This is a genomic window from Paenibacillus protaetiae, from assembly GCF_004135365.1.
Classification (GTDB): domain Bacteria; phylum Bacillota; class Bacilli; order Paenibacillales; family Paenibacillaceae; genus Paenibacillus_AP; species Paenibacillus_AP protaetiae.
Map to the genome: position 1 here is coordinate 1,022,456 of NZ_CP035492.1, position 21,725 is coordinate 1,044,180.

Consider the following 21,725-nt stretch of genomic DNA (forward strand, 5'->3'; position numbering starts at 1 on the left):
CAGGCAGCGAATGGAAGCTTGGCAAATTGCAGCCAATATGCCAAGATAAATAATATACAGGTGTTTGAAAGGAGAAAAACAGCATGAAATGTGCCGTATTGGATGATTATCAGCAGGTTGCCGAAACCATGGCCGATTGGCAGCCGGTATCCGAACGTGTGGAGGTAAAAGTATTTCATAATCATTTTGAGAGCGAAGATGAGCTGGTGCAGGCCGTCCAAGATTGCGAGATTATAGCTATAATGCGGGAGAGAACGCCGTTCCGCCGGCAGCTGCTTGAACGGCTGCCACAGCTGAAGCTGCTGGTGACAACCGGCATGCGCAACGCTTCGGTTGATATGGATGCCGCTTCCGAGCAAGGCATCACCGTTTGCGGCACACGCGGCGGAGGCGAAGGGACAACGGAGCTGACATGGGCGCTAATATTAGGGCTTGCCCGCAAGCTGGTGCAGGAGAATGCATCGCTTCGCGCAGGAGGACCATGGCAAAGTACAGTTGGCGCCGATCTGTATGGCAAACGGCTTGGATTGCTTGGTCTTGGCAACATTGGAGGCAAAGTAGCCCGCATTGGACAAGCGTTCGGAATGGAGGTTACGGCCTGGAGCCCCAATCTGACGGAAGAAAGGGCGGCATCGGCAGGCGTTAAGCGGGCTTCCTCCAAGGAGGAAGTTCTGGAAACCGGCGATTTTGTCTCCATTCATCTCGTGCTTGGCGAACGCACAAGAGGGTTGATTGGCGCAGAAGAGCTTAAGCGGATGAAACCAACCGCTTATTTGATTAATACATCGCGCGGCCCGATCGTGGATCGGGAGGCGCTGCTAGAAGCGCTGCGCAGCGGCACGCTTGCAGGCGCCGGATTAGACGTATACGAGCAGGAGCCGCTGCCGTCCGATGATCCGTTCCGCACGCTGCCGAATGTGCTGGCAACGCCGCATATCGGTTATGTAACGGAGGCCTCATACCGTCAGTTTTATACCGGCATCGTCGAGGATATTCAAGCATACCTGGACGGATCGCCGATTCGCATTTTAAACGCAAAGCAGTAAGAAGGGTGTTATGCAGCCCGCGGCTGTAGCCGCAGCCTTATATAAAACATGGAGCAGCCTGAATGAAGCAAAGAGAACTTCTTTGCCATTCAGGCTGCTGCCGTTATAGGCCGGGCTGCAAATCCGGCATGCAGAACACGTACTTATCGTTTATATCGAAATATTATATATCCAACATTATATTTTTCTATTATACATCCTGTTCCGCCTCCCCTATAGTGGTTATATCCAAGTAATCATATCGAATTATTGAACAGGGAGTGATCTCCAATGGCAGACTTAAACGAATATTTGCAGCACAAAAGAGAAGCGCTGATTGCCCGACGCAAACGGTCGGAGCAGCAGCCGGAAAAAGCGGTGTCGAAACTTAATGCGAAAGTAAAAGCGCTTGGCCGCAGCGGTGTCCGCGAAATTCGCATTCGCGACTACCGGGTAATCAGCGATAGTCCTCCGGATTTTGCCGGTTATGATCTCGGACCTTCCTCGCCGGAGCTTCAGCTTGGCGTGCTTGGCAGCTGTCTGACGCATATTGCGCTTATTCAAGCTGCGGAGCGTAAAGTGTCGCTTCGCTCACTGGAAGTCGAGGTGGAGGGTGAAATGCATGCGTTGGCCGGAAGATCGGGGTATGAGCATATTCCCGTATATCCGCATAACATCCGTTACAAGCTGCTGATCGAGTCGGACGAATCCGAAGAAACGATTCGTGCGCTGCATGAGGAAATCGAGCGGGTATGCCCGATTTTTAATCTGCTTCAAAATCCGCAGCAGATCGAAGGCCAGCTTGTCCTGCACCGCCCCGAGGCGCATCATGCCTGATTTGGCGGCTGCCAGTGCAGGGCAGCCGGTCAAAGAACGGAGGCGCTAGCCGTGGAGCACTGGAAGCGCAATTTGTACATTTTATGGATCGGCTTGTTTCTGAATCATATGGCTTATACGCTTTCAGTGCCTTTCTTTCCGCTGTTCCTGCAAAATAATTTGGGCATTCACAGCGGCGTGGAAGCGTGGGCCGGCGTGTCCATTTCAATCAGTTTTCTGATCAGCGGCTTATGCGCGCCATTCTGGGGTTCGCTGGCTGATAAATACGGCAGCAAGCTGATGCTGTTCCGTTCCGGCGTCGGGCTTGCTTTGGCGCATCTGGCCAATTTTTTTGTCCAAGACCCGCTTACGTTTATTCTTGTGCGGGTGTTTCAAGGCTTGATGGCGGGCTTTAGCCCCGCTTCCGTTGCGCTAGTCGGCACCAACACGCCTGAAAAGCATGTTGGCTATGCGCTTGGCGTTATTTCCACCTCGACTGCAGCTGGCGGCATATTAGGACCGCTGGCCGGAGGGGTGCTCAGCCATTGGATCGGGCTGCGCGGCTGCTTTATTGCTTCTTTTGCAATAACGCTTATCTCCGCTTTTATTATTTTGGCGGTCAAAGAAGTGCATAAGCGCAGCACCGGAAGACGTCCAAGTGTATGGCAGGATTTAAAGCAGGCGGGTTCTACGCCGGGTCTGCTGCGCATTTACGGCCTTATTTTGCTAGTATCCACTTCGGTGCTCATTTTGGAACCGCTGCTGACGATTTATGTCGTACAAATCGGCGGAAGCGCGGATAACGCTACGCTTAGCTCGGGGATTGTTTTTTCTGCGGTAGGCGTTGCCACTGTTCTGATGGGGCCGCGCTGGGGGAAGATCGGCGGGCGGATCGGGTACGAGAAGACGCTGCTGGTCGGCTTGATCGGCGGAGGTATCGGCAACATACTCCAGCTTGCTGTTCATCAGCTCGCCGGCTTTGGCATTTTGCGCTTTGTATACGGGTTGTTTTTTGCTGCGGTCTATCCGGCGCTGAATGCTTTAATCATTCAATACGCGGATAAAGATTTCCGCGGGCGGGCGGTCAGCTTAAGTCAATCCTCCAATCAATTCGGCATCGTTGCCGGTCCGCTGCTGGGCGGATTTCTGGGCGGATGGATCGGCATTCCTTACGTGTTTTTACTGACGGGAATCGTGTTGCTCCTTGCCGCTTGGCGGGTATGGGCGGCTTACGTATCCCGGTCCCGCAAGCCGGAGGCGGCGGAAGGATCGGCGCTGGCCGGTACAAGCTCTGCCGGCAGTCAAGAACAAATTTAAAGAGGAGGTACGTGTTTATGGCCAAACGCCAACTGAAGCTTGGCGCCAATTTGAACGGCGTCGGCAACAGCATTTCATTTTGGAGGCATCCTTCGGTACCGATCAATGCCAGTGTCAGCCTCGATTTTTACAAGGAACAGGCGAAAATTGCAGAGAAGGGGAAGTTTGATCTTCTCTTTATTGCGGACGGTTTGTATATTAACGAGAAGTCGAACCCGCATTTTTTGAACCGGTTTGAGCCGCTCACCCTTCTGTCCGCGCTTGCTTCGGTTACAAGCCATATCGGGCTTGTCGGCACTTTGTCGACCTCGTACAGTGAACCTTTTACGGTGGCGCGCCAATTTGCTTCCATTGATCAGCTGAGCGGCGGGCGGGCAGGATGGAACGTCGTCACTTCGCCGCTCGAAGGCTCCGCGCTTAATTTCGGGAAAGGCGAACATCCGGACCACGCGCTGCGATATGAAATTGCCGAAGAGCATCTGTCCGTTGTGAAGGGACTGTGGGATTCTTGGGAGGATGACGCTTTTGTAGGCGATAAAGCCGGCGGCGTCTTCTTTGATCCGTCGAAGATGCATCCGTTAAATCATAAAGGAGCTTTTTTTGCCGTACAGGGGCCGCTGAATGTTGCCCGCTCCAGACAGGGATACCCGGTTGTATTTCAGGCCGGCTCCTCCGAACCCGGCAAGCAACTCGCAGCGAAGTCCGCGGATGCCGTCTACACGGCTCCCGAGACAATAGAAGAAGCGAAGGCGTTCTATCAGGATGTGAAAGTGCGGGCGGCAGCTTATGGGCGGAACCCTGATCATATCGTCATTATGCCGAGCCTTGGACCGATTGTAGGCAGGACGCAGGAAGAGGCGGAGCGAAAATATGAGGAGATTGCGGAACTCGTAGCGATTGACCAGGCGCTGCTTTATTTGGGGCGTTATTTCGAACATTATGACTTCTCGCAATTCCCGCTGGATGAACCGTTCCCTGATCTGGGCGATTTAGGCCAAAATTCGTTCCGGAGCACAACGGATAAAATCAAGCGGGAAGCGAAGGAACAAGGCTTGACCTTACGGCAAGTTGCGCTTCGCGCCTCGACGCCGCGAACGGGCTTTATCGGAACGCCGGAAGCTGTAGCCGATCAAATCCAGCAATGGTTTGAAGAAGGCGCCGCAGACGGCTTTAATGTCAGAACAGTTGTGCCAAACGGCCTTGCCGATTTTGTTGAACTGGTCGTTCCTATTTTGCAGGAGCGCGGGATATTCCGCAAAGACTATGAAGGCGGCACATTAAGAAGCCACCTGGGGCTTCCTGTCCCTCAAAACCGTTACGCGAAAACAGCGGAACAAGTGTAAGCTGCTGCATACTTAACCACCGCCCCTGGCTTTACGAAGCCGATAAGGGGCGGTTTTTGTGTGGAACGGATACGGAAGGAGATTGAACGTGCGCGGCTAATACATATAAGATGACGTATACCATTACACAAAAAGGGATGAGTTTATGCCGTTAATCGACAAACCGTTATCCGAGCTGTATCTTTATGAAGGACGCAATCCGAAGCCGTCGGATCATGCAGCATACTGGGAGCGTGCCCTTGCAGAAATGAAAGCGGTTGATCCGCAGGTAGAGCTGGTGCCAAGCGAATTCCAGGTGCCTTTTGCCGATTGCTTTGATCTCTATTTCACAGGTGTTCGGGGCGCGCGGATATATGCCAAATATATTCGCCCGAAAAATGTGCCCGGACCACATCCGGCCGTCGTGCAATTTCACGGCTATTCGGGCAGTTCCGGCGACTGGCAGGACAAGCTTGGTTATGCTGCGCTTGGTTTTTCGCTGTTTTCGATGGACTGCCGCGGACAAGGCGGCAGATCGGAGGACACGGGCGGCGTAAAAGGGACGACGTTAAACGGCCACTTTATACGCGGATTGAATGACGATCCGGACAATCTGCTGTTCCGTCATATCTTTTTGGATGCGGCGCAGCTGGCCGGTATTGCGATGAGCATGCCGGAAGTCGATCCGACGCGCGTAGGCGCGTTTGGCGGTTCGCAGGGCGGGGCGCTTACAATCGCCTGCGCCGCGCTGGAGCCGCGCATTAAACGACTGGCGCCGGTGTTCCCGTTCCTGAGCGACTATTTGCGCGTATGGGAGATGGATTTAGCGAAAGATGCCTATTCCGAGCTGAAGACGTTTTTCCGCCACTTTGATCCGCAGCATAAACGCGAGAATGATATTTTTACAAAGCTGGGCTATATTGATATTCAGCATCTGGCGGACCGCATTCAAGGGGAAGTGCTGATGGCTGTCGGGTTAAGCGATACCGTCTGCCCGCCGTCTACGCAGTTTGCCGCTTACAATAAAATTCAAGCGCCAAAGCAGGTTGAAATATTCCCGGATTTCGGCCACGAGCATCTGCCGGGCTTTCATGATAAAACGATGCAGTTTTTCATAAAGCTGTAGCAACGATTCAACCGGCACAAAAGTCAGGCGGAAAGTTATCGTTTTTTCGAAAAATTTATATTTACCTGAAGGCTGTTTTTTTGTTATTATAGTCGCAATAACAAATGCGATGACGAGACGAGTAAATAAATGCATTCTTTTACAGAGAGCTCCGCCAGCTGAAAAGGGGCAAAGAAACGTTTATTGAAAAAAAGACTCCGAGCAGCCCGTTGGATCCGTGCTTCAGGCAGAGGGGATGGCGGGACAGGAGCTCCTGTTACAGAGCTAGAGTATATGTACCGCATAGCGGTATCGTACTCGAAGAGGCTGGCATGGCGACTTGCCGGTGAATCTGGGGTGGTACCACGAGTATTCCAATCTCGTCCCTAAGACTACGGTCTTGGGGGTGGGATTTTTTATTTGTTTCATACACCATTTCGACAAGTTTGAATAGTAAACTAAAAGACGCATAACCTATGATGCCAACTCGAAAGGAATGGATTCGGAATGTCTCAAAAATTGAAAGCGGGTATTGTGGGCGGAACGGGCATGGTTGGCCAGCGTTTCGTTCAATTGCTGGATCAGCATCCGTGGTTTGAAGTTACGGCTATTGCAGCAAGCGCGGGTTCAGCAGGCAAAACATACGAGGAATCGGTTCAGCATAGATGGAAAATGTCCGGTCCTATTCCGGAAAGCGTTAAATCAATCGTCGTACAGGACGCTTCCAAAGTGGAGGCGTTCGCCTCCCAGGTCGACTTCATCTTTTGCGCTGTTGATATGAAGAAAAACGAGATTGTTGCGCTGGAAGAGGCGTATGCCCAAACAGGTACGCCTGTTATTTCCAACAACTCGGCACACCGCTGGACGCCCGACGTTCCGATGGTCATTCCGGAAATTAATCCGGGCCATATCGAGGTAATCGAAGCGCAGCGGAAACGTCTGGGCACTTCTACCGGATTTATTGCGGTAAAGCCGAACTGCTCCATTCAAAGCTATGTGCCGGCGCTCCATGCGCTGCTGGATTTCAAACCGACGAAAGTGGTCGCTTCCACGTATCAGGCGATTTCCGGCGCCGGCAAAAACTTTACCGACTGGCCGGAAATGATTGATAATGTCATTCCGTACATTGGCGGGGAAGAGGAAAAAAGCGAGCAGGAGCCGCTCCGCATCTGGGGCAGCGTTGTAAACGGCGAGATTGTAAAAGCAAGCTCCCCGATCATTACGACGCAATGTATCCGCGTGCCGGTTGCGGACGGACATTTGGCTACCGTATTTGCTTCGTTCGAGCAAACGCCTTCCAAGGAAGAAATTATCGAACGCTGGAGACAATACAAAGGACGCCCGCAGGAGCTGGGCTTGCCAAGCGCGCCTAAACAATTTATTACGTATTTCGAGGAAGAAAACCGTCCGCAAACGAAGCTGGATCGCGATATCGAACATGGTATGGGCGTTTCGGTCGGCCGTCTGCGCGAGGATTCGCTGTACGATTTCAAATTCGTAGGCTTGTCGCATAACACGCTGCGCGGCGCGGCAGGCGGCGCTGTACTGATTGCAGAGCTGCTGAAAGCGGAAGGTTACATTCAGCCTAAATAAACGCTGCAAAATGATAAGCAGCAAGCTTCCCGTTGACGGGGGCTTGCTGCTTTTTTTAGCTTTACAGATTGGCGTATTTTTCAAGCGTTCGGACCAGCTGCGTTGTAAAGCCGTATTCGTTATCGTACCAGGCTACAACCTTCACCAGCTGATCGTCGCCGAAGGAAGTCACTTCCGTCTGGGTAGCGTCAAACAATGAACCGAAGTGAATGCCGATTACGTCGGTGGACACAATTGGCAGGTCGGTGTAGCCAAATGATTCATTGTTTTCGGTTGCTTTTTTGACGGCGGCATTCACTTCGTCAGCAGTGACCTTCTGATTAAGCAAGCAGACCAGCTCGGTAACGGAACCAGTAATAACGGGAACCCGCTGGGCATGTCCCTGCAGCTTGCCGTTCAGCTCCGGAATGACCAGGCCAATCGCTTTAGCAGCGCCTGTCGTGTGCGGGATGACGTTAATTGCTGCCGCTCTTGCCGCTCTAAGATCATCGCCTCTTGGGCCGTCCACCAAAGATTGCGTTCCGGTATAGGCATGGACGGTAGTCATCGTGCCAACCCGAATGCCAAAGGCGTCGTTAACAGCTTTGGCCAGCGGCGCGAGACAGTTGGTTGTGCAGGAAGCGACCGAAACAATCGTATCGCCGCTGTCCAATATGTCGTCGTTTACGTTGTATACGATTGTTTTCATATTGCCCGCCGGGGCGGAGATCAGCACTTTTTTGGCGCCGGCAGCCAGATGGGCTTTCGACTTTTCTTCCGATGTATAGAAGCCGGTGGATTCCACCACAACATCTACCTTCTCTTGCGCCCAAGGGATGTTGTGTGCGTCCCGCTCGGCATACACTTTAATTTCTTTGCCGTTTACAATGATTGAATTTTCCGTTGCTTCAACGGTGCCGCTGAATTTGTGATAAGAGGAATCAAATTGAAGCAGATGAGCAAGCACTTTGGGCTTGGTCAAGTCATTGATTGCGACAACCTCAAGATCATCCGATACTTCCAGTATGCGGCGCAGCACAAGCCTGCCGATTCTCCCGAAACCGTTAATCCCTATCCGTTTTGACATTTATACAAACCTCCTATACAGTTAGGTGCAACCACATTATAGTATGAACCAAGAAAAAATTGTATATTGCATTTATTTTTAACATATATTTGCTGCAGGGAGGGGTTCTTGTGGACAAGCCAATCCGTTTGAGAGGGCATCATTTGCTTTGTTTGCTTGGCTATCGGGGAAAAGGGTATTCGGAGTCGTTTTGCGTCAATATGTCGGCGATCTATGAAACGTTAAGGCAGGAGCCGTACACCGCGATCAAGCTGATCGAGGGGCCGGATGATGTATGCGCAGCCTTTCCGTCCGATCAGCCGTCCCATTGCGAGAATGCAAGCGTATACCGGAAAGACCGGGAAATTTTGCAGCAGGTCGGCTTGAAGCCGGGTTTGCAGCTAAGCTGGCAAGCCATATGCGACCAAGTCGCCCGGCAAGTGAAACCGCATGATATCGCCACATTATGCAGCGACTGCATATGGCAGCCGTTTGGGTTATGCGAGGAGGGGGTCGCGCATATTCGCGAAAGCGGGTCGCTGCGCGAGCTTCCCGAAGCCCGGTAAAATGAAAGGAAAGCCCTCCCGTTCCGATTGCAGGAATGGGAGGGCTTTCCTTCCGTTTTAGAGCTGCCGGTTCTGTCTCCTCGTATACTTTCACAACATGATATGTTAATATATGTTGAATTATGGTAAGGCACAAGCATGGAGGGTTATGGAAAGATGAGTCAACGTTACCGCATTACGAGACAGTTTCAAGAGCCGGCGGGGGAGATCAGCCTGGAGGAATGCCACGCTTATTTTGAAGCCAGAACCGGATTTACGTATACATCCGTTTTCACCGTTAAGAACGAATCGAGCACGATGTCGATCGAGGGGCATTTTTTTATGTGGGACAGCGGCAGCGCCCTTATTCCGTTCCGGTATTATGCCGGAGATGTTTATGTATCCGGCACGAATGAAGCGGTCATTCCCGTTATGCTGGAGGCGGCAAGCGCGCTTCGAGCGGATGTGGCTGAAGGTTAATCCGTATGCAAAATCCCGGTTGCCCTGCAAGGTGATCGGGATTTTGTGTCATTCGTTCCTTTAAACCGAGAGGGGCAGGCATGTATGAATACGATTCAAACTACGAAACGGGCGCTCAGGCGTTTTTTGCTGGAGAAGCAGCTGCTTCTTCAACCCCGGACGGTAATGAAGCTGGATCATGAGAACAGGCGGCAGCTGGTGCTGGACGTTATTCGCCGGCTGGAATGCATCCAGATTGATCCGGTATCGGCGGTGCGGCCGAACCAGCATCTGGTTTTGTCGGCCAGAATAGCCGGCTATGAGCCGGAGATCGTTCATGAACTGCTGCGCGGCAATGCGTTGTTTGAGTATTATGCCAACGCAGCTTGTCTCATTCCGATGGAGCATTTTCCGATGCTGGAGCCTGTGCGAAGCCGGATGCGGGCGCATACAAAAGAGGCGATTGATGCGCTTCAGCCTGTAGCCGCACATGTGTTGGACAAGCTGAAGGAGGATGGTCCGCTGCCGTCCAAAGCTTTTGAATCCGATCAGCGGGTGCATGGCTATTGGGATAATACGGCTGCGAAGACCAAAGCAACCTCACATGCGCTCAACCTCCTGACCGACGCCGCTTATATCCGGATTGTCGGGCGGGAAGGGAATCAGCGGCTTTTTCATTTGACGGAGCAAAGCGTTCCCGGAAAATTGCTGGAGCAAGCCGGGAAGCTGAAGCCGGAGGAAGCAAGCCGGCAGCTGCTGTTGAAATATTTCCGGGCCTATCGCGTATTCGAGCCAAGCGACTCCCGGTTTGGCTGGCAGCGGTTCAGCGCTGCGGAGAGGCGCGGCATCATCGGACAGTGCGGGAAGGACGGCCTTATTACAGCTGTTGAGGCGGATGGGGTCAAACAGCCTTATTATATATTATCTTCCGACCGCGACGAGCTGCTTCGTCAGGAAGAGGCCATCTCCGCCGGCGATGAAGAAACGATTACATTTTTGCCGCCGCTCGATAATGTCTGCTGGAGCCGTAAACGTCTTGAAGACTTGTTTGATTTTGAATACAGGTGGGAAATTTATACACCGGCAGTCAAACGGAAGTACGGTTATTACGCGATGCCGATTCTAGCCGGGGACCGGCTTATCGGCCGGATGGACCCGCGGCTGGACCGAAAGCAGGGGGTGCTGAGGGTGCAGCTGCTGCAATTGGACGCATCGGGAGATGGCCCGGCACAAGCAGACAGCAGCATGATGAGGGCGCTGGAGGCATTTGCGCAAGCGCATGGAGCAACGGACGTTATTTGGGAATCGTGACGGCTTGCAGTTGAAATTCATTTTGGACCATGATATGATGGGTTCACTTTTAACGATTGGGGCTGAAAGATTAATGTAGAACTTCTTGCCGGACGAAATAAAACGAGAATGCGGGTTGCCGCATGTTTTATTTGTACTGCAAGAAAGTTGCGTTATCTTTCGGCCCATACGATACGATATCCGATTCCAGCGCCCCCAGAGCGGGCTGGTTTTGTTGTATTCAATTGGAGCCGCAGAAAGGTAACTTTCTTGCGGCTCTTCTTATTTTTTGGAATACAGGAGGATATTTTATGTCATTAATTAATGTGGCGAATTTGACCTTTGCTTATGACGGCAGTTACGATACGATCTTTGACAATGTCAGTTTTCAAGTCGATACGGATTGGAAACTTGGATTTACAGGCCGAAACGGCAGAGGAAAGACGACTTTTCTAAACTTGCTGACGGGCAAATACGAGTACCGTGGAACGATCTCCTCGCAGGTGGAGTTTGAATATTTCCCTTTCCAGGTGGACAATGACGAGCTGAACACGATTGAAGTGGTCGAAAGCATCTATCCCGATTATGTGCATTGGGAGCTGCTGCGCGAGTTATCCTTGCTGCAGGTGGAAGATGATGTCCTGTACCGGCCGTTCCGCTCCTTGTCGAATGGGGAGCAGACCAAGATCATGCTGGCGGCATTGTTTTTGAAAGAAAACAGCTTCCTGCTTATTGACGAGCCGACAAACCATCTGGATATGGAAGCAAGAAAGATAGTTAGCCGTTATCTGAACAGTAAAAAAGGGTTTATTCTCGTCTCGCATGACCGCGCCTTCCTGGACCGCTGCGTGGATCACATTCTGTCGATCAACAAAACGAATATTGAAATCCAGCGGGGCAATTTCTCGGACTGGTGGGAAAACAAGCAGCGGCAGGACCATTATGAGCTTGCGGAAAATGAGAAGCTTAAGAAAGATATTAAACGGCTGAACGAATCCGCCAAGCAAAAAAGCGACTGGTCGCATGAAGTGGAGAAAACTAAAAACGGCACCAGAAATTCCGGTTCCAAAGTAGACAAAGGGTACATTGGCCATAAAGCAGCCAAAATGATGAAGCGTTCCAAAGCGATCGAAGGCCGGCAGCAAGCTGCTGCCGAAGACAAATCGAAGCTGCTGAAAAACGTGGAAAGCGCTGAAACCTTAAAGCTGACGCAGCTGCCATATCCTAAAAATCAGCTTGCGGAACTGGATCATGTGACTTTATATTACGGCGGCAAAGCTGTTTGCCGTGATGTCAGCTTTACGATCGAGAAGGGCGACCGGATTGCGGTAACGGGACGGAACGGCTCCGGCAAATCCAGCATTCTGAAGCTGATTTGCGGGGACAACATCGACCATGACGGGAACTTCCGGAAGGGCAGCCAGCTGCAAATATCGTATGTGTCACAGGATACGTCGTTTCTGCATGGCAATCTGACCCACTTCGCGAGAAATCACAATATTGATGAAAGCTTGTTTAAAGCGATATTGCGCAAACTGGATTTCTCCAGGCAGCAATTTGAGAAAGATATCGCTTCATTTAGCGGCGGCCAGAAAAAAAAGGTGCTTATCGCCAAAAGCCTGAGCGAGCAAGCCCATCTCCATATTTGGGATGAGCCGCTTAACTTTATTGACGTCATCTCACGGATGCAGATCGAAGATTTGCTGCTTGAATACGAGCCGACGATTGTATTCGTTGAGCATGACAGCGAGTTTTGCAGCCATATCGCAACGAAGGTTGTTGAACTGCAGAAGGATTAAGTCATCCGTCCGTGCGATTAACTATCAGCCGGCTATGCTTGGCGCAAGCTGCTGCGGGAAGCGATGCCCCGCATGGAAAAACAAGAACCGCGCATGAAACGGCAATCCCGATTCCCAGGAACCGATTCATGCGCGGTTCTTGTTTTATTCAGCTTGCCGAGACGGAAGCTTTGCTCATTTCCACGCACATAAGTACAAAAGCGCCTGCGCCATGCAGATCGTTTTCGCTTGTCGGGCGGTGGATGTAATGCGAATAATCCCCGATGCCGGTGCCGATGCAAATATGCCCGATGACAACATGCCCGCTCTCATCGAACCGCAGCGTGTCCAAGACGCCGTAATAGCCTTTCCATGCATTGTCCATGCAGCTGGCGTCCAAATAACCTAGCCGCATCGCTTTCGCAATGGCTTGAACGTACAAGGAGGTACAGGAATTTTCCGGCCAATTGCCAGGCTGTTCAGCCTTGTCGACCACCTGGTACCATAATCCGGTCTCGGGATGCTGATATTTCGTCAATGCGGCAAGCAGCTCGCGGACAATACGGATTAACCGGTCCCTGTCTTTATGGTCTTTAGGAAGATGATCGAGCATCTCCAATATCGCAACCGGATACCAGCCGATTGCCCGTCCCCAGAACTCAGGCGCAAGCCCGGTTACCGGATCGGCCCATTCGGCGGATTTGCTTTCGTCCCAGCCGTGATACATCAATCCGGTAACCGGATCTTTAATATGATCGTCCATCAGAATCGCCTGTTTGGCCATCATGTCAAAATAAACATCCTCGCCAAAGGTTTGGCCAAATTGAACGGCAATCGGGCCGGCCATATACAAACCGTCCAGCCACATTTGATCGCGGCTGCGGCCGTTATGCCAGAACCCGCCTGACGGATTGGACGGCCATGTCTTCAGCTTCGGCACGAGATGGTACAGCGCTTTCCGGTAGCGCTCGTCTCCTGTCTGTTCATACAGATTATACAGCAGGATGCCGGGTTGAATATCATCCAGCTCATCCGCTTCATGCTTCCGGATGCTTCCGTCAGCGAGGACTTGGCTGTCCGCCCAGCGTTTAATATAGTCCAGATAACGGCTGTTCCCGTTCTCCCGCCAGCACTTCTCCATGCCGGACAAGAATACGCCTTGATGATAATGGAACCGGTCCGGCGGCAGCTGCTCCGGCTCATACTTCAACATTAACGCTTCGCATGCTTTTTCCGCCCATTCGAGGGGAGAAGCCGGCTGCACATATCGCTTCGCCGCATAAGTTTCCGCATTATTCATTGTCATTCCTCCTTTGGTTACCAACAGGTTAACACGAAGAAATGTACATTTTTTGCGCAAACAGCTCCTTTTTTCTTATATTTTGCGTGAATGGGACAGATACGTATAATAAAGGAGAATGCTTTAGGGAGGGCAAACCGGATGGATGAGCTGCAATATGAAAGTGATGATGGAACCTTCTCTGTGTCCCATCGGAAGGCGCTTCGGCACCATATGCCGGCCAGCCATTGGCATAGCACTTATGAAATTTTTTATTTGATCTCCGGGAAAAGAGAGTTTTTCATTAAAGACCGGACGATTGTAGTGAGTGAAGGCGATGTCGTCGTTATTGCTCCGCATATATTGCACCGGACAACGAATACCGAAATGCCTGCTCATGAACGGCTTATTATTAATATGGACGAAGGCATGTTAAGTTCGGTTTATGGCAGCGGAAATGATATCGTCACCCCTTTGTTCCAGCCCTTACTGGACAAGGAATACATGATTATAACTAGTTCTGTTCAGGACCGGATTGTATTGGATGAACTCACGAAACGCATGCTGCATGAAATGGAAGACCATCAACCCGGCTTTGACCTGTACGCCCGCACATTGGCGCTGCAGCTGCTCTTAATTTGCTGCCGGCGTGTATGGCGAAGCGGCCTGGATCCGCTTCCGGCGCCAAGCCCGATGCACGAAACGATTCTGGAGATCGTCCGATATATCAATGGGCATTATGCAGAGGAATTGACGCTTCATGTGCTGGCGGAGAAATTTTTTGTCAGTCCCTATTACTTAAGCCGTTTCTTTAAAGAAGTAACCGGTTATACGTTCGTGGAATATGTAAACAGCGTCAGAGTAAAGGAAGCGATAAAGCTGCTGCAGGCTTCTTCACTGAAAGTCGGCTTGATCGCCAAAAAAGCGGGCTTCAGCAGTGTTACGCATTTCGGCAGAGTGTTCAAATCGGTTACCGGTCATGTGCCGTTATATTATCGGAAAACAAATCTGCTTAAGCGGCCTTGACAACAAGAAAGGAAATGAAACGATGAGTAAATTGATCGTGATCGGCGCCGGCATTGCCGGCGCATCAACCGCGTACCAGCTGGCCAAGCTTGGGGCGGACGTGCTTCTTGTAGACCGGAAAGATGCCGGGCAAGCAACGGATGCTGCCGCAGGCATCATCTGCCCCTGGATATCCCAGCGGCGCAACCAAGCCTGGTACCGGCTGGCAAAGGCGGGAGCAAAGTTTTATCCGAAGCTGATCGCAGCACTTGAGAGCGAAGGCGAGACGGAAACCGGATATTCGCAAGTTGGCGCACTCAGCATTCATACCGATGCCGCCAAAATCGGCCAGATCGAAGATCGCGCCTGCAAGCGGCAGGCGGATGCGCCGGAAATCGGCGAAATTACGCGGCTGGATGAGCAGCAAACCCAGAAGCAGTTTCCGCTGCTTGCAGACGGCTACGCGTCCGTGAGAATAAGCGGAGCTGCCCGTGTCGACGGCCGGGCGCTGCGGGATGCGCTCATCCGTTCGGCGCAGCGAAACGGCGCCAAGCTGCTGCAAGGGGATGCTGCGCTGTATGCCAAATCCGGACGGACGGCAGGCGTAACAATTGACGGCGAGTTGTACGAGGCGGACAAAGTGTTAATTTGTGCGGGCGCATGGGCGGGGCAGCTGCTGCAGCCGTTAGGCCTTCATTTTCGGGTAAGCTACCAAAAAGCGCAAATCATGCATTTACAAGTTCATCGTGCCGCAGGGAATACCGGGGAATGGCCGGTCGTAATGCCGCCTGCGGACCAGTATTTGCTTGCATTCGAGAATCAAAAAATCGTCATCGGCGCTACCCACGAGAATGATGTGGAGGGCTATGACACCCGCGTAACTGCAGGCGGCATGCAGGAAGTGCTGGAGAAGGGCTTAGCGCTGGCTCCGGGACTTGCGGACAGCACGTTTACCGAGGTGCGGGTAGGCTTTCGCCCTTTCACGCCGGGGTTTCTCCCGGTAATCGGCGCTGTTCCCGGATGGGACAATTTGTTTGCCGTTAACGGGCTTGGCGCATCCGGTTTAACGATGGGGCCGTACATCGGCAGCCAGCTGGCGAAGCTTGCATTAGGCATGGAGCTGGAGGTGGACCTTGCCGATTACAGCCTGAACGGGGCATTAGCAGACAGCAGCCTATTATAAATCAGAGGAGCACTCCGAATAATTTCAGGAACCATGCCTAAACTGGAGGTATATTTTACCGACGGTAAAGGGGTTCCGGAGATGGACTTATTAACTCAAGTTATTTTGCTGCTTATTTGCTTGCTTCTCTCGAATGTCGTAAGCCATTATTTGCCTTCGATTCCTGTGGCGCTTATTCAAATCGCATTAGGAATCGGACTGGCGCTTGCCGTCAGCCACGTTTCGTTTGAGATTGAAACGGAATGGTTTCTGCTGCTGTTTGTAGCGCCGCTGCTTTATAACGACGGCAGGCATTTTCCGCGCGATGAGCTGTGGAATATGAAAGGGGCTATTCTTGGCAACGCCATTCTGCTTGTTCTGATTACGACAATCGGCGGAGGTTACGCTATTCATTGGCTTATCCCTTCCATTCCGCTCGCAGCCGCGTTTGCACTGGCCGCCATTCTATCGCCAACCGATCCGGTGGCGGTTAACGGCATTGCGAAACGGATCCGCATTCCGGAGAAGGTGCTTCATCTCGTGCGCGGCGAATCACTGATTAATGATGCAACCGGCCTTGTTTCGTTTAATTATGCGGTAGCGGCTGTCGTCACCGGCTACTTTTCGCTGCATAAAGCATTGTTTGATTTCGCTTATATGTTTGTTATCGGCGGTCTGCTTGGCATCGTGCTGGGCATCCTGTCGACCGGCATTCGGTTTGTGCTCCGAAAGCAGGGCATTCAGGATGCCGCCTTTCATACGCTGCTGCAGCTGCTGACGCCGTTTGTTATTTTTATCGTCACGGAGGAATGGCTGCATGCATCCGGCGTCGTTGCTGTCGTTGTGGCGGGCATGATCCATGCACTAGTGAAGGAACGGACCGAAACGCTGGTAGCGGAGGAACAAGTGCTGACCGAAAATGCCTGGTCCATTTTGTCCTTTATTTTAAACGGCCTTGTTTTTCTGTTGTTAGGCTTAAATATCCCATCAACAATCCGGGAAACCGTTGCGAACCCGAACATGAGCAATACGTTAGTGGTCGGCTACGCGTTTACGATCGGCCTTGTAATTCTGGGCATCCGGTTTATATGGACGCATCTGTTCGCCTGGTATGAATACCGGACCGGCCGTACGGAAAAGCCTGCTAAGCCGAAGCTGGTCACTACGCTTGTGACCAGCTTGACCGGCGTGCGCGGCGCTGTAACGATGGCGGGTGTTCTGTCTATTCCGTATGTGATCCGTGACGGCGGTCCGTTCCCGGAGCGATCCCTTATTTTGTTTTTGGCGGCAGGGGTTATATTGTTTACTATCCTCGCAGCTACGCTGTTGCTGCCGTTTGTAAGCCGTGAAACCGGTGGGACGGAAGGGGAAGGCGCCAAGCTGGATATGAGCGAGGCGAAGCAAAAGATGCTGTTGTCTGCCATTCGGACGCTACGGAAGCAGATTACCGAGGAGAACGAAGCCGCAGCTTATGAGCTGATTGATGAATATAAGCAAATGTTTCAGCAGATCATGCCTGAACAAGCAGGGCGTTATCATGAGCAAATTACCCAGGTTCATCTCGCAGCATTGCAGGCGGAGCGGGAGGTTATAGAGGCGGCATCCCGCGAAGGTCAGCTGGATAGTCATTTGTTTGACGCGTTTGAGCAAATTTTGGACAGCAGGGAGAAACGATTAGCCGGCAGCGTGCGTTTGGGGATGACCTACGTGATTCGAAGCCTGTTCCGCAAGGTGAGACGGACGAGCAAGCCCGGATCAGCGGGCAGACAGGTGAAGATCGCTTTGCTGCAGCAAGGCATGGATATCCAGTTGAAGGCGATGGAATCCGCTATACATGCCATCGAAGCTTATGCGAAAGAAATGAATACGCCTGAAATCGCGGATGGGGTCAAATCCGACTACAGACGAATGATAAGCCGGCTGCGCAGTAAACTGAAACAGACAGATCCGCTTGATTTGGCCGAAAAGCAGGAACAGAAAGAAGAATTGCGGCTTAAAGTGATGGATATTGAACGCTCTGAAATTAGAATGATGTTTGAGGCGGGGACGATTAGCCGGGAACAGGCGAAGGAATTAAGGCGGTTCCTCAATTATATTGAGAATGTGACGTTGTACGAGTATGCCGAATAACATCACCAAGAGGCCGGGCAATGCGAATCCGCATTTGTCCGGCCTTTTTGCCGTTTGGATTGGTGCAGCTGTGCCTACCGTTTGGCAGCTATTCCGGCTTGACGTACTCCGTGCCGTTTAAGATCAGGCGGTAAGTAATGTCCGCCTTTAAGGAGTCGCTTACGGCGCAATATTTTTGCTTGCCCAGCTCGATCGCCTTCCAGAACCGGTAGTCGGGAATATCGCCTTCCACGCGGAATAGAAGCTCAATGGCCGTAAAGCCAGTTGGCTGCGTCTCCTTGCGGGCGCCGGTCGTCTCGATCTCGATTGATTTCACTTTATCCAAAAAAGCATCCAATATCATCGTGACGTCAATCCCGATACAGCCGGCCAGCGCCGACAGCACCAGTTCCATCGGCGTTGTGCCTTTACTGTCGCCGCCATAAGCGGCCGTAGCATCCATCTGAACACGGTAGCCCGACGGGCCTGTGGAATCAAATGCCCGTTTGCCTTTCCATACGGTTTGAACCTGCATGCATTTACCTCCAATCAAAGAATAGGGGAATACGAAGAGAGTTGCCTTAAAAACCGTTTGGAACGCTCCTGCTGAGGAGCTTCAAAAAACTGCTCCGGCGGCGCTTCTTCCACTATAACGCCATCGGCCATAAATATAATCCGGTTTGCCGCGTTGCGGGCAAATTTCATCTCATGGGTGACAATAAGCATCGTCATGCCTTCCTGAGCGAGCTCCTGCATCACCAGCAGCACTTCGCCGACAAGCTCGGGATCAAGCGCCGAGGTTGGCTCGTCGAACAACATAATTTGCGGGTCCATCGCCAGCGCCCGCGCAATGCCGGCCCGTTGCTGCTGGCCGCCGGACAGGCGGGACGGATAGGCATCCATTTTATCCTTCAGCCCGACCCGGTCGAGGAGGCGTTCTCCGATGGCGACAGCCGCGTCCTTCTTCATTTTTTTGACGGTCCGAAGCCCTTCAATCACATTGCCTAATACCGTCATATGCGGATATAAATTAAACTGCTGAAACACCATCCCCGTCTGGCGGCGGATATCGCGGATCAGCTTCGCCTGGCGCCTGGCCGGAAGCCCGGCATCCAGGCGAATGCCGTTCACCTCAATGCGGCCCGCCGTTATTTGCTCCAGCCCGTTTAAGCTGCGTAACAATGTACTTTTACCCGAGCCGCTTGGCCCCAGCAGCACGACGATTTCGCTTTTTGCGACATGAAGATCAATACCTTTCAGCACTTCATGCTGCTGGAACGACTTATGCAATCCGTAGGTAGTAATCATGCGTTTAACTCCGATCAATAAGCGATGGACAAGCGTTTCTCCGCCAGCGACAGGATGGAGGAGAAGAAAGTGCTGAGAATCCAGTACATAACGGCAACGGCGATATAGAACGGCATGTATACATAATATTGGGCGATCAGCAAATCAGCGGACCGCAGCAGCTCCGTAACCGTGATAACGGAAACAAGAGAGGTTTCCTTCAGCATGCCGATAAACGTATTGCCCATCGGCGGTATGGCGATGCGCAGCGCCTGCGGGAACACGATGCGGCGCATCGCTTGCCAAGGCGTCATTCCCGTTGCATAGGCCGCTTCCGTCTGCCCTTTGGGCACGGCAATAATGGCGCCGCGGAACGTCTCCGACAAATAAGCTCCGATATTAATGCTGAGCGCAACATAAGCCGCAGTTAACGGGCCGAACATAATGCCGTATTCCACCAGGCCGTAATAGACGATAATGATTTGCACCAGAGTTGGCGTGCCGCGAATGGCTGATACATATACGCGTGCGATCCCGCGTACCGGCTTGCTGCCATACAGCCTGGCGACTGCAGCGGCAACTCCGATGATTAAGCCGAAAAACATGGATACGACTGTAATCAGCAGCGTATAATACGCTCCTTTCAGCAGGAAAGGGAGGTTGTCCAAGACGAGCTGCATCGGTCAGGCTGCCGGCGCGGCGGGTTCCTCGCCAAACCACTTTTTGAATATATTCGTATAGGTGCCGTCATCCCGCATATGATTCAGCGCTGTGTTCAGCGCCTCTACCAGCTCAGGGTTATTTTTACGCACGGCGATGCCGGCCTGATCGGATTTAAGCGGTTTGCCGACTGCTTTTATTTTGTAGCCGTTCTCGTCAATGATTGGCTTCAAGGCGTAGATGTTGTTAATCGTCGCGTCAATGCGGCCATTGTTTAAATCAGCCAGCGACATAATGACGTCGTCGTATGTTTTGATCGTAAATTTGCCGACCTTCGGCATCAGCTCGGTACGCAAAAATGTCTCATCGTTGGTGCCAAGCCCGACGCCGATATTTTTGCCTTTGAAATCTTCCACCTTGGTAATGCTGGTGTTGCTGTCTTTTACAATAATTTTGACGTCATTCGTAATATACGGATCGGAGAAGTCCATCTGCTGCTTCCGCTCGTCCGTAATGGTCATCTGGCTGATGACGGCGTCGAACTTTTTGGCTTGCAGACCGGCGATCATGCCCGACCAGTCCTGGGTCACAAACTCCGCTTTCACGCCAAGCCGTTTGGCAACCTCTTTGGCAATGTCGACGTCAAACCCGTCCAACTCCTTGTTTTTGTTCAAAAAGTTGTACGGCGCATAGGTGCCCATCAGCCCGACCTTCAGCACGCCTGAAGCTTTAATCTGCTCCAGCAGATTGGATTCCCCGGCGGCCGGGCTGCCTGTCCCATTCGTGCCGTTTTTGCCGGCGCCGGCGCCGTTTGAATTTCCGCCGCATGCAGCAAGCAGCAACACAATGAAGCAAACTGCGGCCAGCCCGCCATAACGCCATTTTCTGTACATGATGCGATCCCCCCTTGGTTATTTTGCTGCACGTATTATTTCCTGCGGGATTCCGATTCATTCCAAATAACGGATAACAGGCGGGCACGGAGAAGGATCAGATAGAGGAAAGCTGCTGCCGGGTTCAAGTCCAGCCAAGAGACTATGGAAAAACATGGGCAATAGGCTATACTGTATATGTGCTACACATAAAAGTTCAGGATAGGGAGCGGCGGACAACATGGATAACGAACATACTACCGGCGAAGACAAGCTGAGCCAGCTGCCGCCTGGCGTAGCGCTGAGCTGGGGAATCGTCAAGCAGCAGAAGCGCGGGCCAAAAGGCGAGCTCAGCATTAAAAAAATTGTAGACGCGGCTATTGCGATAGCGGATCAGAAAGGGCTGGCGGCCGTGTCCATGAGCAAAGTGGCCCAGTCGCTTGGCTATACGACAATGTCGCTTTACCGTTATATGACAAGCAAAGACGATCTGCTGGTACTGATGCAGGACGCTGTATGCAATATCCCGATCCCGCCGGAGGTGGAAGGCAAACCTTGGCGCGAGGAAATGAAAGCGTTCGTCTGGGCTTGTATCGGCGTATTCCGGGACCATCCCTGGTTCGGCGACATTCCGATTAAAAGCGTGCCGCTTACGCCCGGAAACCTGCGTATCGTGGACTGGGTGCTGCGCATTATGAGCAAGTTTCCGCTTAACGATTTTGAGAAAATGTCATTTGTGATGCTGCTTAGCAGCTATGGGCGCGCCTGCGGGCTAATCGCCAGAGATGCGGATACAGCTGTCCGTACCGGAGACGGGCTGGAATCGTTTAACGGACATCGGTACGGAGATGCGCTCAGGCTGCTGGTGAAGCCCGAGCTGTTCCCGTATTTGCATCCGGTGCTTCATTCCGGCGCCTATACGGAAGAAGCGGACAATCCGATCGGCGACGACTTGGAGTTTGGGCTGGACCGGATATTGGACGGCTTCGAGCATTACTTGAAGCTGAAAGCGGAAAGGCAATAGGAACAGCGCTTCGACTGTGTCTGAAGCGCTGT

The 21,725-nt window shown here is 52.2% G+C and carries 20 protein-coding genes and 1 other annotated feature; of the genes, 14 read left to right on the forward strand and 6 right to left on the reverse strand.

All coding sequences use genetic code 11. The features are described from left to right. The first annotated feature begins 83 nt into the window (after positions 1–83). The 6 genes from ET464_RS04550 (at position 84) to asd (ending at position 7,178) form a co-directional block, all read left to right on the forward strand. Positions 84–1,046, forward strand: coding sequence for a D-2-hydroxyacid dehydrogenase family protein (locus ET464_RS04550; RefSeq protein ID WP_129438623.1), 963 nt, complete (start codon positions 84–86; stop codon positions 1,044–1,046). Between the two features lie 270 nt (positions 1,047–1,316). Then, a complete protein-coding gene (locus ET464_RS04555; protein WP_129438625.1) occupies positions 1,317–1,862 on the forward strand; it encodes an OsmC family protein in 546 nt (181 codons plus the stop codon). Between the two features lie 51 nt (positions 1,863–1,913). After that, positions 1,914–3,158, forward strand: coding sequence for an MFS transporter (locus ET464_RS04560; RefSeq protein WP_129438627.1), 1,245 nt, complete (start codon positions 1,914–1,916; stop codon positions 3,156–3,158). A 17-nt stretch (positions 3,159–3,175) separates the two neighbouring features. Beyond that, on the forward strand, positions 3,176–4,501 hold the full coding sequence (locus ET464_RS04565; protein WP_129438629.1) for an LLM class flavin-dependent oxidoreductase: 1,326 nt from the start codon (positions 3,176–3,178) through the stop codon (positions 4,499–4,501). A gap of 145 nt (positions 4,502–4,646) precedes the next feature. Beyond that, positions 4,647–5,606, forward strand: a complete 960-nt coding sequence (locus ET464_RS04570; protein ID WP_129438631.1) for an acetylxylan esterase — start codon at positions 4,647–4,649, stop codon at positions 5,604–5,606. A 100-nt stretch (positions 5,607–5,706) separates the two neighbouring features. Then, positions 5,707–5,976, forward strand: a binding site (T-box leader). Positions 5,977–6,092: 116 nt separating this feature from the next. After that, positions 6,093–7,178: an aspartate-semialdehyde dehydrogenase gene (gene asd / locus ET464_RS04575; RefSeq protein WP_129438633.1), complete on the forward strand. Its 1,086-nt coding sequence runs from the start codon at positions 6,093–6,095 to the stop codon at positions 7,176–7,178. Between the two features lie 61 nt (positions 7,179–7,239). On the opposite strand, the gene gap is transcribed toward asd, so the two are convergent. Further along, complete coding sequence (gene gap / locus ET464_RS04580) at positions 7,240–8,244, reverse strand: type I glyceraldehyde-3-phosphate dehydrogenase (protein WP_129438635.1); 1,005 nt, start codon at positions 8,242–8,244, stop codon at positions 7,240–7,242. A 110-nt stretch (positions 8,245–8,354) separates the two neighbouring features. Between gap and ET464_RS04585 the strand changes: the two genes are divergently transcribed. From ET464_RS04585 to ET464_RS04600, 4 genes are all read left to right on the forward strand, one after another. After that, positions 8,355–8,789: a DUF1284 domain-containing protein gene (locus ET464_RS04585; protein WP_244226663.1), complete on the forward strand. Its 435-nt coding sequence runs from the start codon at positions 8,355–8,357 to the stop codon at positions 8,787–8,789. A gap of 156 nt (positions 8,790–8,945) precedes the next feature. Beyond that, on the forward strand, positions 8,946–9,248 hold the full coding sequence (locus ET464_RS04590) for a hypothetical protein (protein WP_129438637.1): 303 nt from the start codon (positions 8,946–8,948) through the stop codon (positions 9,246–9,248). A gap of 84 nt (positions 9,249–9,332) precedes the next feature. After that, on the forward strand, positions 9,333–10,538 hold the full coding sequence (locus tag ET464_RS04595) for a winged helix-turn-helix domain-containing protein (RefSeq protein WP_129438639.1): 1,206 nt from the start codon (positions 9,333–9,335) through the stop codon (positions 10,536–10,538). A gap of 290 nt (positions 10,539–10,828) precedes the next feature. Next, the gene (locus ET464_RS04600; RefSeq protein WP_129438641.1) at positions 10,829–12,316 is read left to right on the forward strand and encodes an Lsa family ABC-F type ribosomal protection protein; all 1,488 of its coding nucleotides are present in this window, start codon (positions 10,829–10,831) and stop codon (positions 12,314–12,316) included. Positions 12,317–12,464: 148 nt separating this feature from the next. On the opposite strand, the gene ET464_RS04605 is transcribed toward ET464_RS04600, so the two are convergent. Next, on the reverse strand, positions 12,465–13,595 hold the full coding sequence (locus ET464_RS04605; protein ID WP_129438643.1) for a glycoside hydrolase family 88/105 protein: 1,131 nt from the start codon (positions 13,593–13,595) through the stop codon (positions 12,465–12,467). Positions 13,596–13,736: 141 nt separating this feature from the next. Between ET464_RS04605 and ET464_RS04610 the strand changes: the two genes are divergently transcribed. The 3 genes from ET464_RS04610 (at position 13,737) to ET464_RS04620 (ending at position 17,871) form a co-directional block, all read left to right on the forward strand. After that, positions 13,737–14,600, forward strand: coding sequence for a helix-turn-helix transcriptional regulator (locus ET464_RS04610; protein WP_129438645.1), 864 nt, complete (start codon positions 13,737–13,739; stop codon positions 14,598–14,600). Between the two features lie 22 nt (positions 14,601–14,622). Then, the gene (locus tag ET464_RS04615) at positions 14,623–15,762 is read left to right on the forward strand and encodes an NAD(P)/FAD-dependent oxidoreductase (RefSeq protein WP_129438647.1); all 1,140 of its coding nucleotides are present in this window, start codon (positions 14,623–14,625) and stop codon (positions 15,760–15,762) included. A gap of 81 nt (positions 15,763–15,843) precedes the next feature. Beyond that, positions 15,844–17,871 (forward strand): Na+/H+ antiporter, encoded by a 2,028-nt coding sequence (locus ET464_RS04620; RefSeq protein ID WP_129438649.1) that lies wholly within the window; start codon positions 15,844–15,846, stop codon positions 17,869–17,871. Positions 17,872–17,959: 88 nt separating this feature from the next. Here ET464_RS04620 and ET464_RS04625 read toward each other — a convergent pair whose 3' ends face one another. The 4 genes from ET464_RS04625 to ET464_RS04640 are packed head-to-tail and all read right to left on the reverse strand — an operon-like array spanning position 17,960 to position 20,690. Next, positions 17,960–18,385, reverse strand: coding sequence for an OsmC family protein (locus ET464_RS04625; protein ID WP_129438651.1), 426 nt, complete (start codon positions 18,383–18,385; stop codon positions 17,960–17,962). A 14-nt stretch (positions 18,386–18,399) separates the two neighbouring features. Next, entirely contained in the window at positions 18,400–19,158 is a 759-nt protein-coding gene (locus tag ET464_RS04630) for an amino acid ABC transporter ATP-binding protein (protein ID WP_129438653.1), read from the reverse strand. A gap of 14 nt (positions 19,159–19,172) precedes the next feature. Next, complete coding sequence (locus ET464_RS04635) at positions 19,173–19,817, reverse strand: amino acid ABC transporter permease (RefSeq protein WP_129438655.1); 645 nt, start codon at positions 19,815–19,817, stop codon at positions 19,173–19,175. A 3-nt stretch (positions 19,818–19,820) separates the two neighbouring features. Then, positions 19,821–20,690 carry a transporter substrate-binding domain-containing protein gene (locus tag ET464_RS04640; RefSeq protein ID WP_129438657.1) on the reverse strand — a complete coding sequence of 290 codons (870 nt, stop codon included), beginning with the start codon at positions 20,688–20,690 and terminating at the stop codon, positions 19,821–19,823. Between the two features lie 220 nt (positions 20,691–20,910). Here ET464_RS04640 and ET464_RS04645 point away from each other — a divergent pair, with 220 nt between their 5' ends. Beyond that, on the forward strand, positions 20,911–21,693 hold the full coding sequence (locus tag ET464_RS04645) for a TetR/AcrR family transcriptional regulator (RefSeq protein ID WP_129438659.1): 783 nt from the start codon (positions 20,911–20,913) through the stop codon (positions 21,691–21,693). Positions 21,694–21,725 lie beyond the last annotated feature (32 nt).

Bases quoted from the DNA above. Each gene is read 5' to 3' on its own strand.
- ET464_RS04550 (WP_129438623.1), top strand. From the start codon at position 84: ATGAAATGTGCCGTATTGGATGATTATCAGCAGGTTGCCGAAACCATG.
- ET464_RS04555 (WP_129438625.1), top strand. From the start codon at position 1,317: ATGGCAGACTTAAACGAATATTTGCAGCACAAAAGAGAAGCGCTGATT.
- ET464_RS04565 (WP_129438629.1), top strand. From the start codon at position 3,176: ATGGCCAAACGCCAACTGAAGCTTGGCGCCAATTTGAACGGCGTCGGC.
- ET464_RS04570 (WP_129438631.1), top strand. From the start codon at position 4,647: ATGCCGTTAATCGACAAACCGTTATCCGAGCTGTATCTTTATGAAGGA.
- asd (WP_129438633.1), top strand. From the start codon at position 6,093: ATGTCTCAAAAATTGAAAGCGGGTATTGTGGGCGGAACGGGCATGGTT.
- gap (WP_129438635.1), bottom strand. From the start codon at position 8,244: ATGTCAAAACGGATAGGGATTAACGGTTTCGGGAGAATCGGCAGGCTT.
- ET464_RS04590 (WP_129438637.1), top strand. From the start codon at position 8,946: ATGAGTCAACGTTACCGCATTACGAGACAGTTTCAAGAGCCGGCGGGG.
- ET464_RS04595 (WP_129438639.1), top strand. From the start codon at position 9,333: ATGAATACGATTCAAACTACGAAACGGGCGCTCAGGCGTTTTTTGCTG.
- ET464_RS04600 (WP_129438641.1), top strand. From the start codon at position 10,829: ATGTCATTAATTAATGTGGCGAATTTGACCTTTGCTTATGACGGCAGT.
- ET464_RS04605 (WP_129438643.1), bottom strand. From the start codon at position 13,595: ATGAATAATGCGGAAACTTATGCGGCGAAGCGATATGTGCAGCCGGCT.
- ET464_RS04610 (WP_129438645.1), top strand. From the start codon at position 13,737: ATGGATGAGCTGCAATATGAAAGTGATGATGGAACCTTCTCTGTGTCC.
- ET464_RS04615 (WP_129438647.1), top strand. From the start codon at position 14,623: ATGAGTAAATTGATCGTGATCGGCGCCGGCATTGCCGGCGCATCAACC.
- ET464_RS04620 (WP_129438649.1), top strand. From the start codon at position 15,844: ATGGACTTATTAACTCAAGTTATTTTGCTGCTTATTTGCTTGCTTCTC.
- ET464_RS04625 (WP_129438651.1), bottom strand. From the start codon at position 18,385: ATGCAGGTTCAAACCGTATGGAAAGGCAAACGGGCATTTGATTCCACA.
- ET464_RS04630 (WP_129438653.1), bottom strand. From the start codon at position 19,158: ATGATTACTACCTACGGATTGCATAAGTCGTTCCAGCAGCATGAAGTG.
- ET464_RS04635 (WP_129438655.1), bottom strand. From the start codon at position 19,817: ATGCAGCTCGTCTTGGACAACCTCCCTTTCCTGCTGAAAGGAGCGTAT.
- ET464_RS04640 (WP_129438657.1), bottom strand. From the start codon at position 20,690: ATGTACAGAAAATGGCGTTATGGCGGGCTGGCCGCAGTTTGCTTCATT.
- ET464_RS04645 (WP_129438659.1), top strand. From the start codon at position 20,911: ATGGATAACGAACATACTACCGGCGAAGACAAGCTGAGCCAGCTGCCG.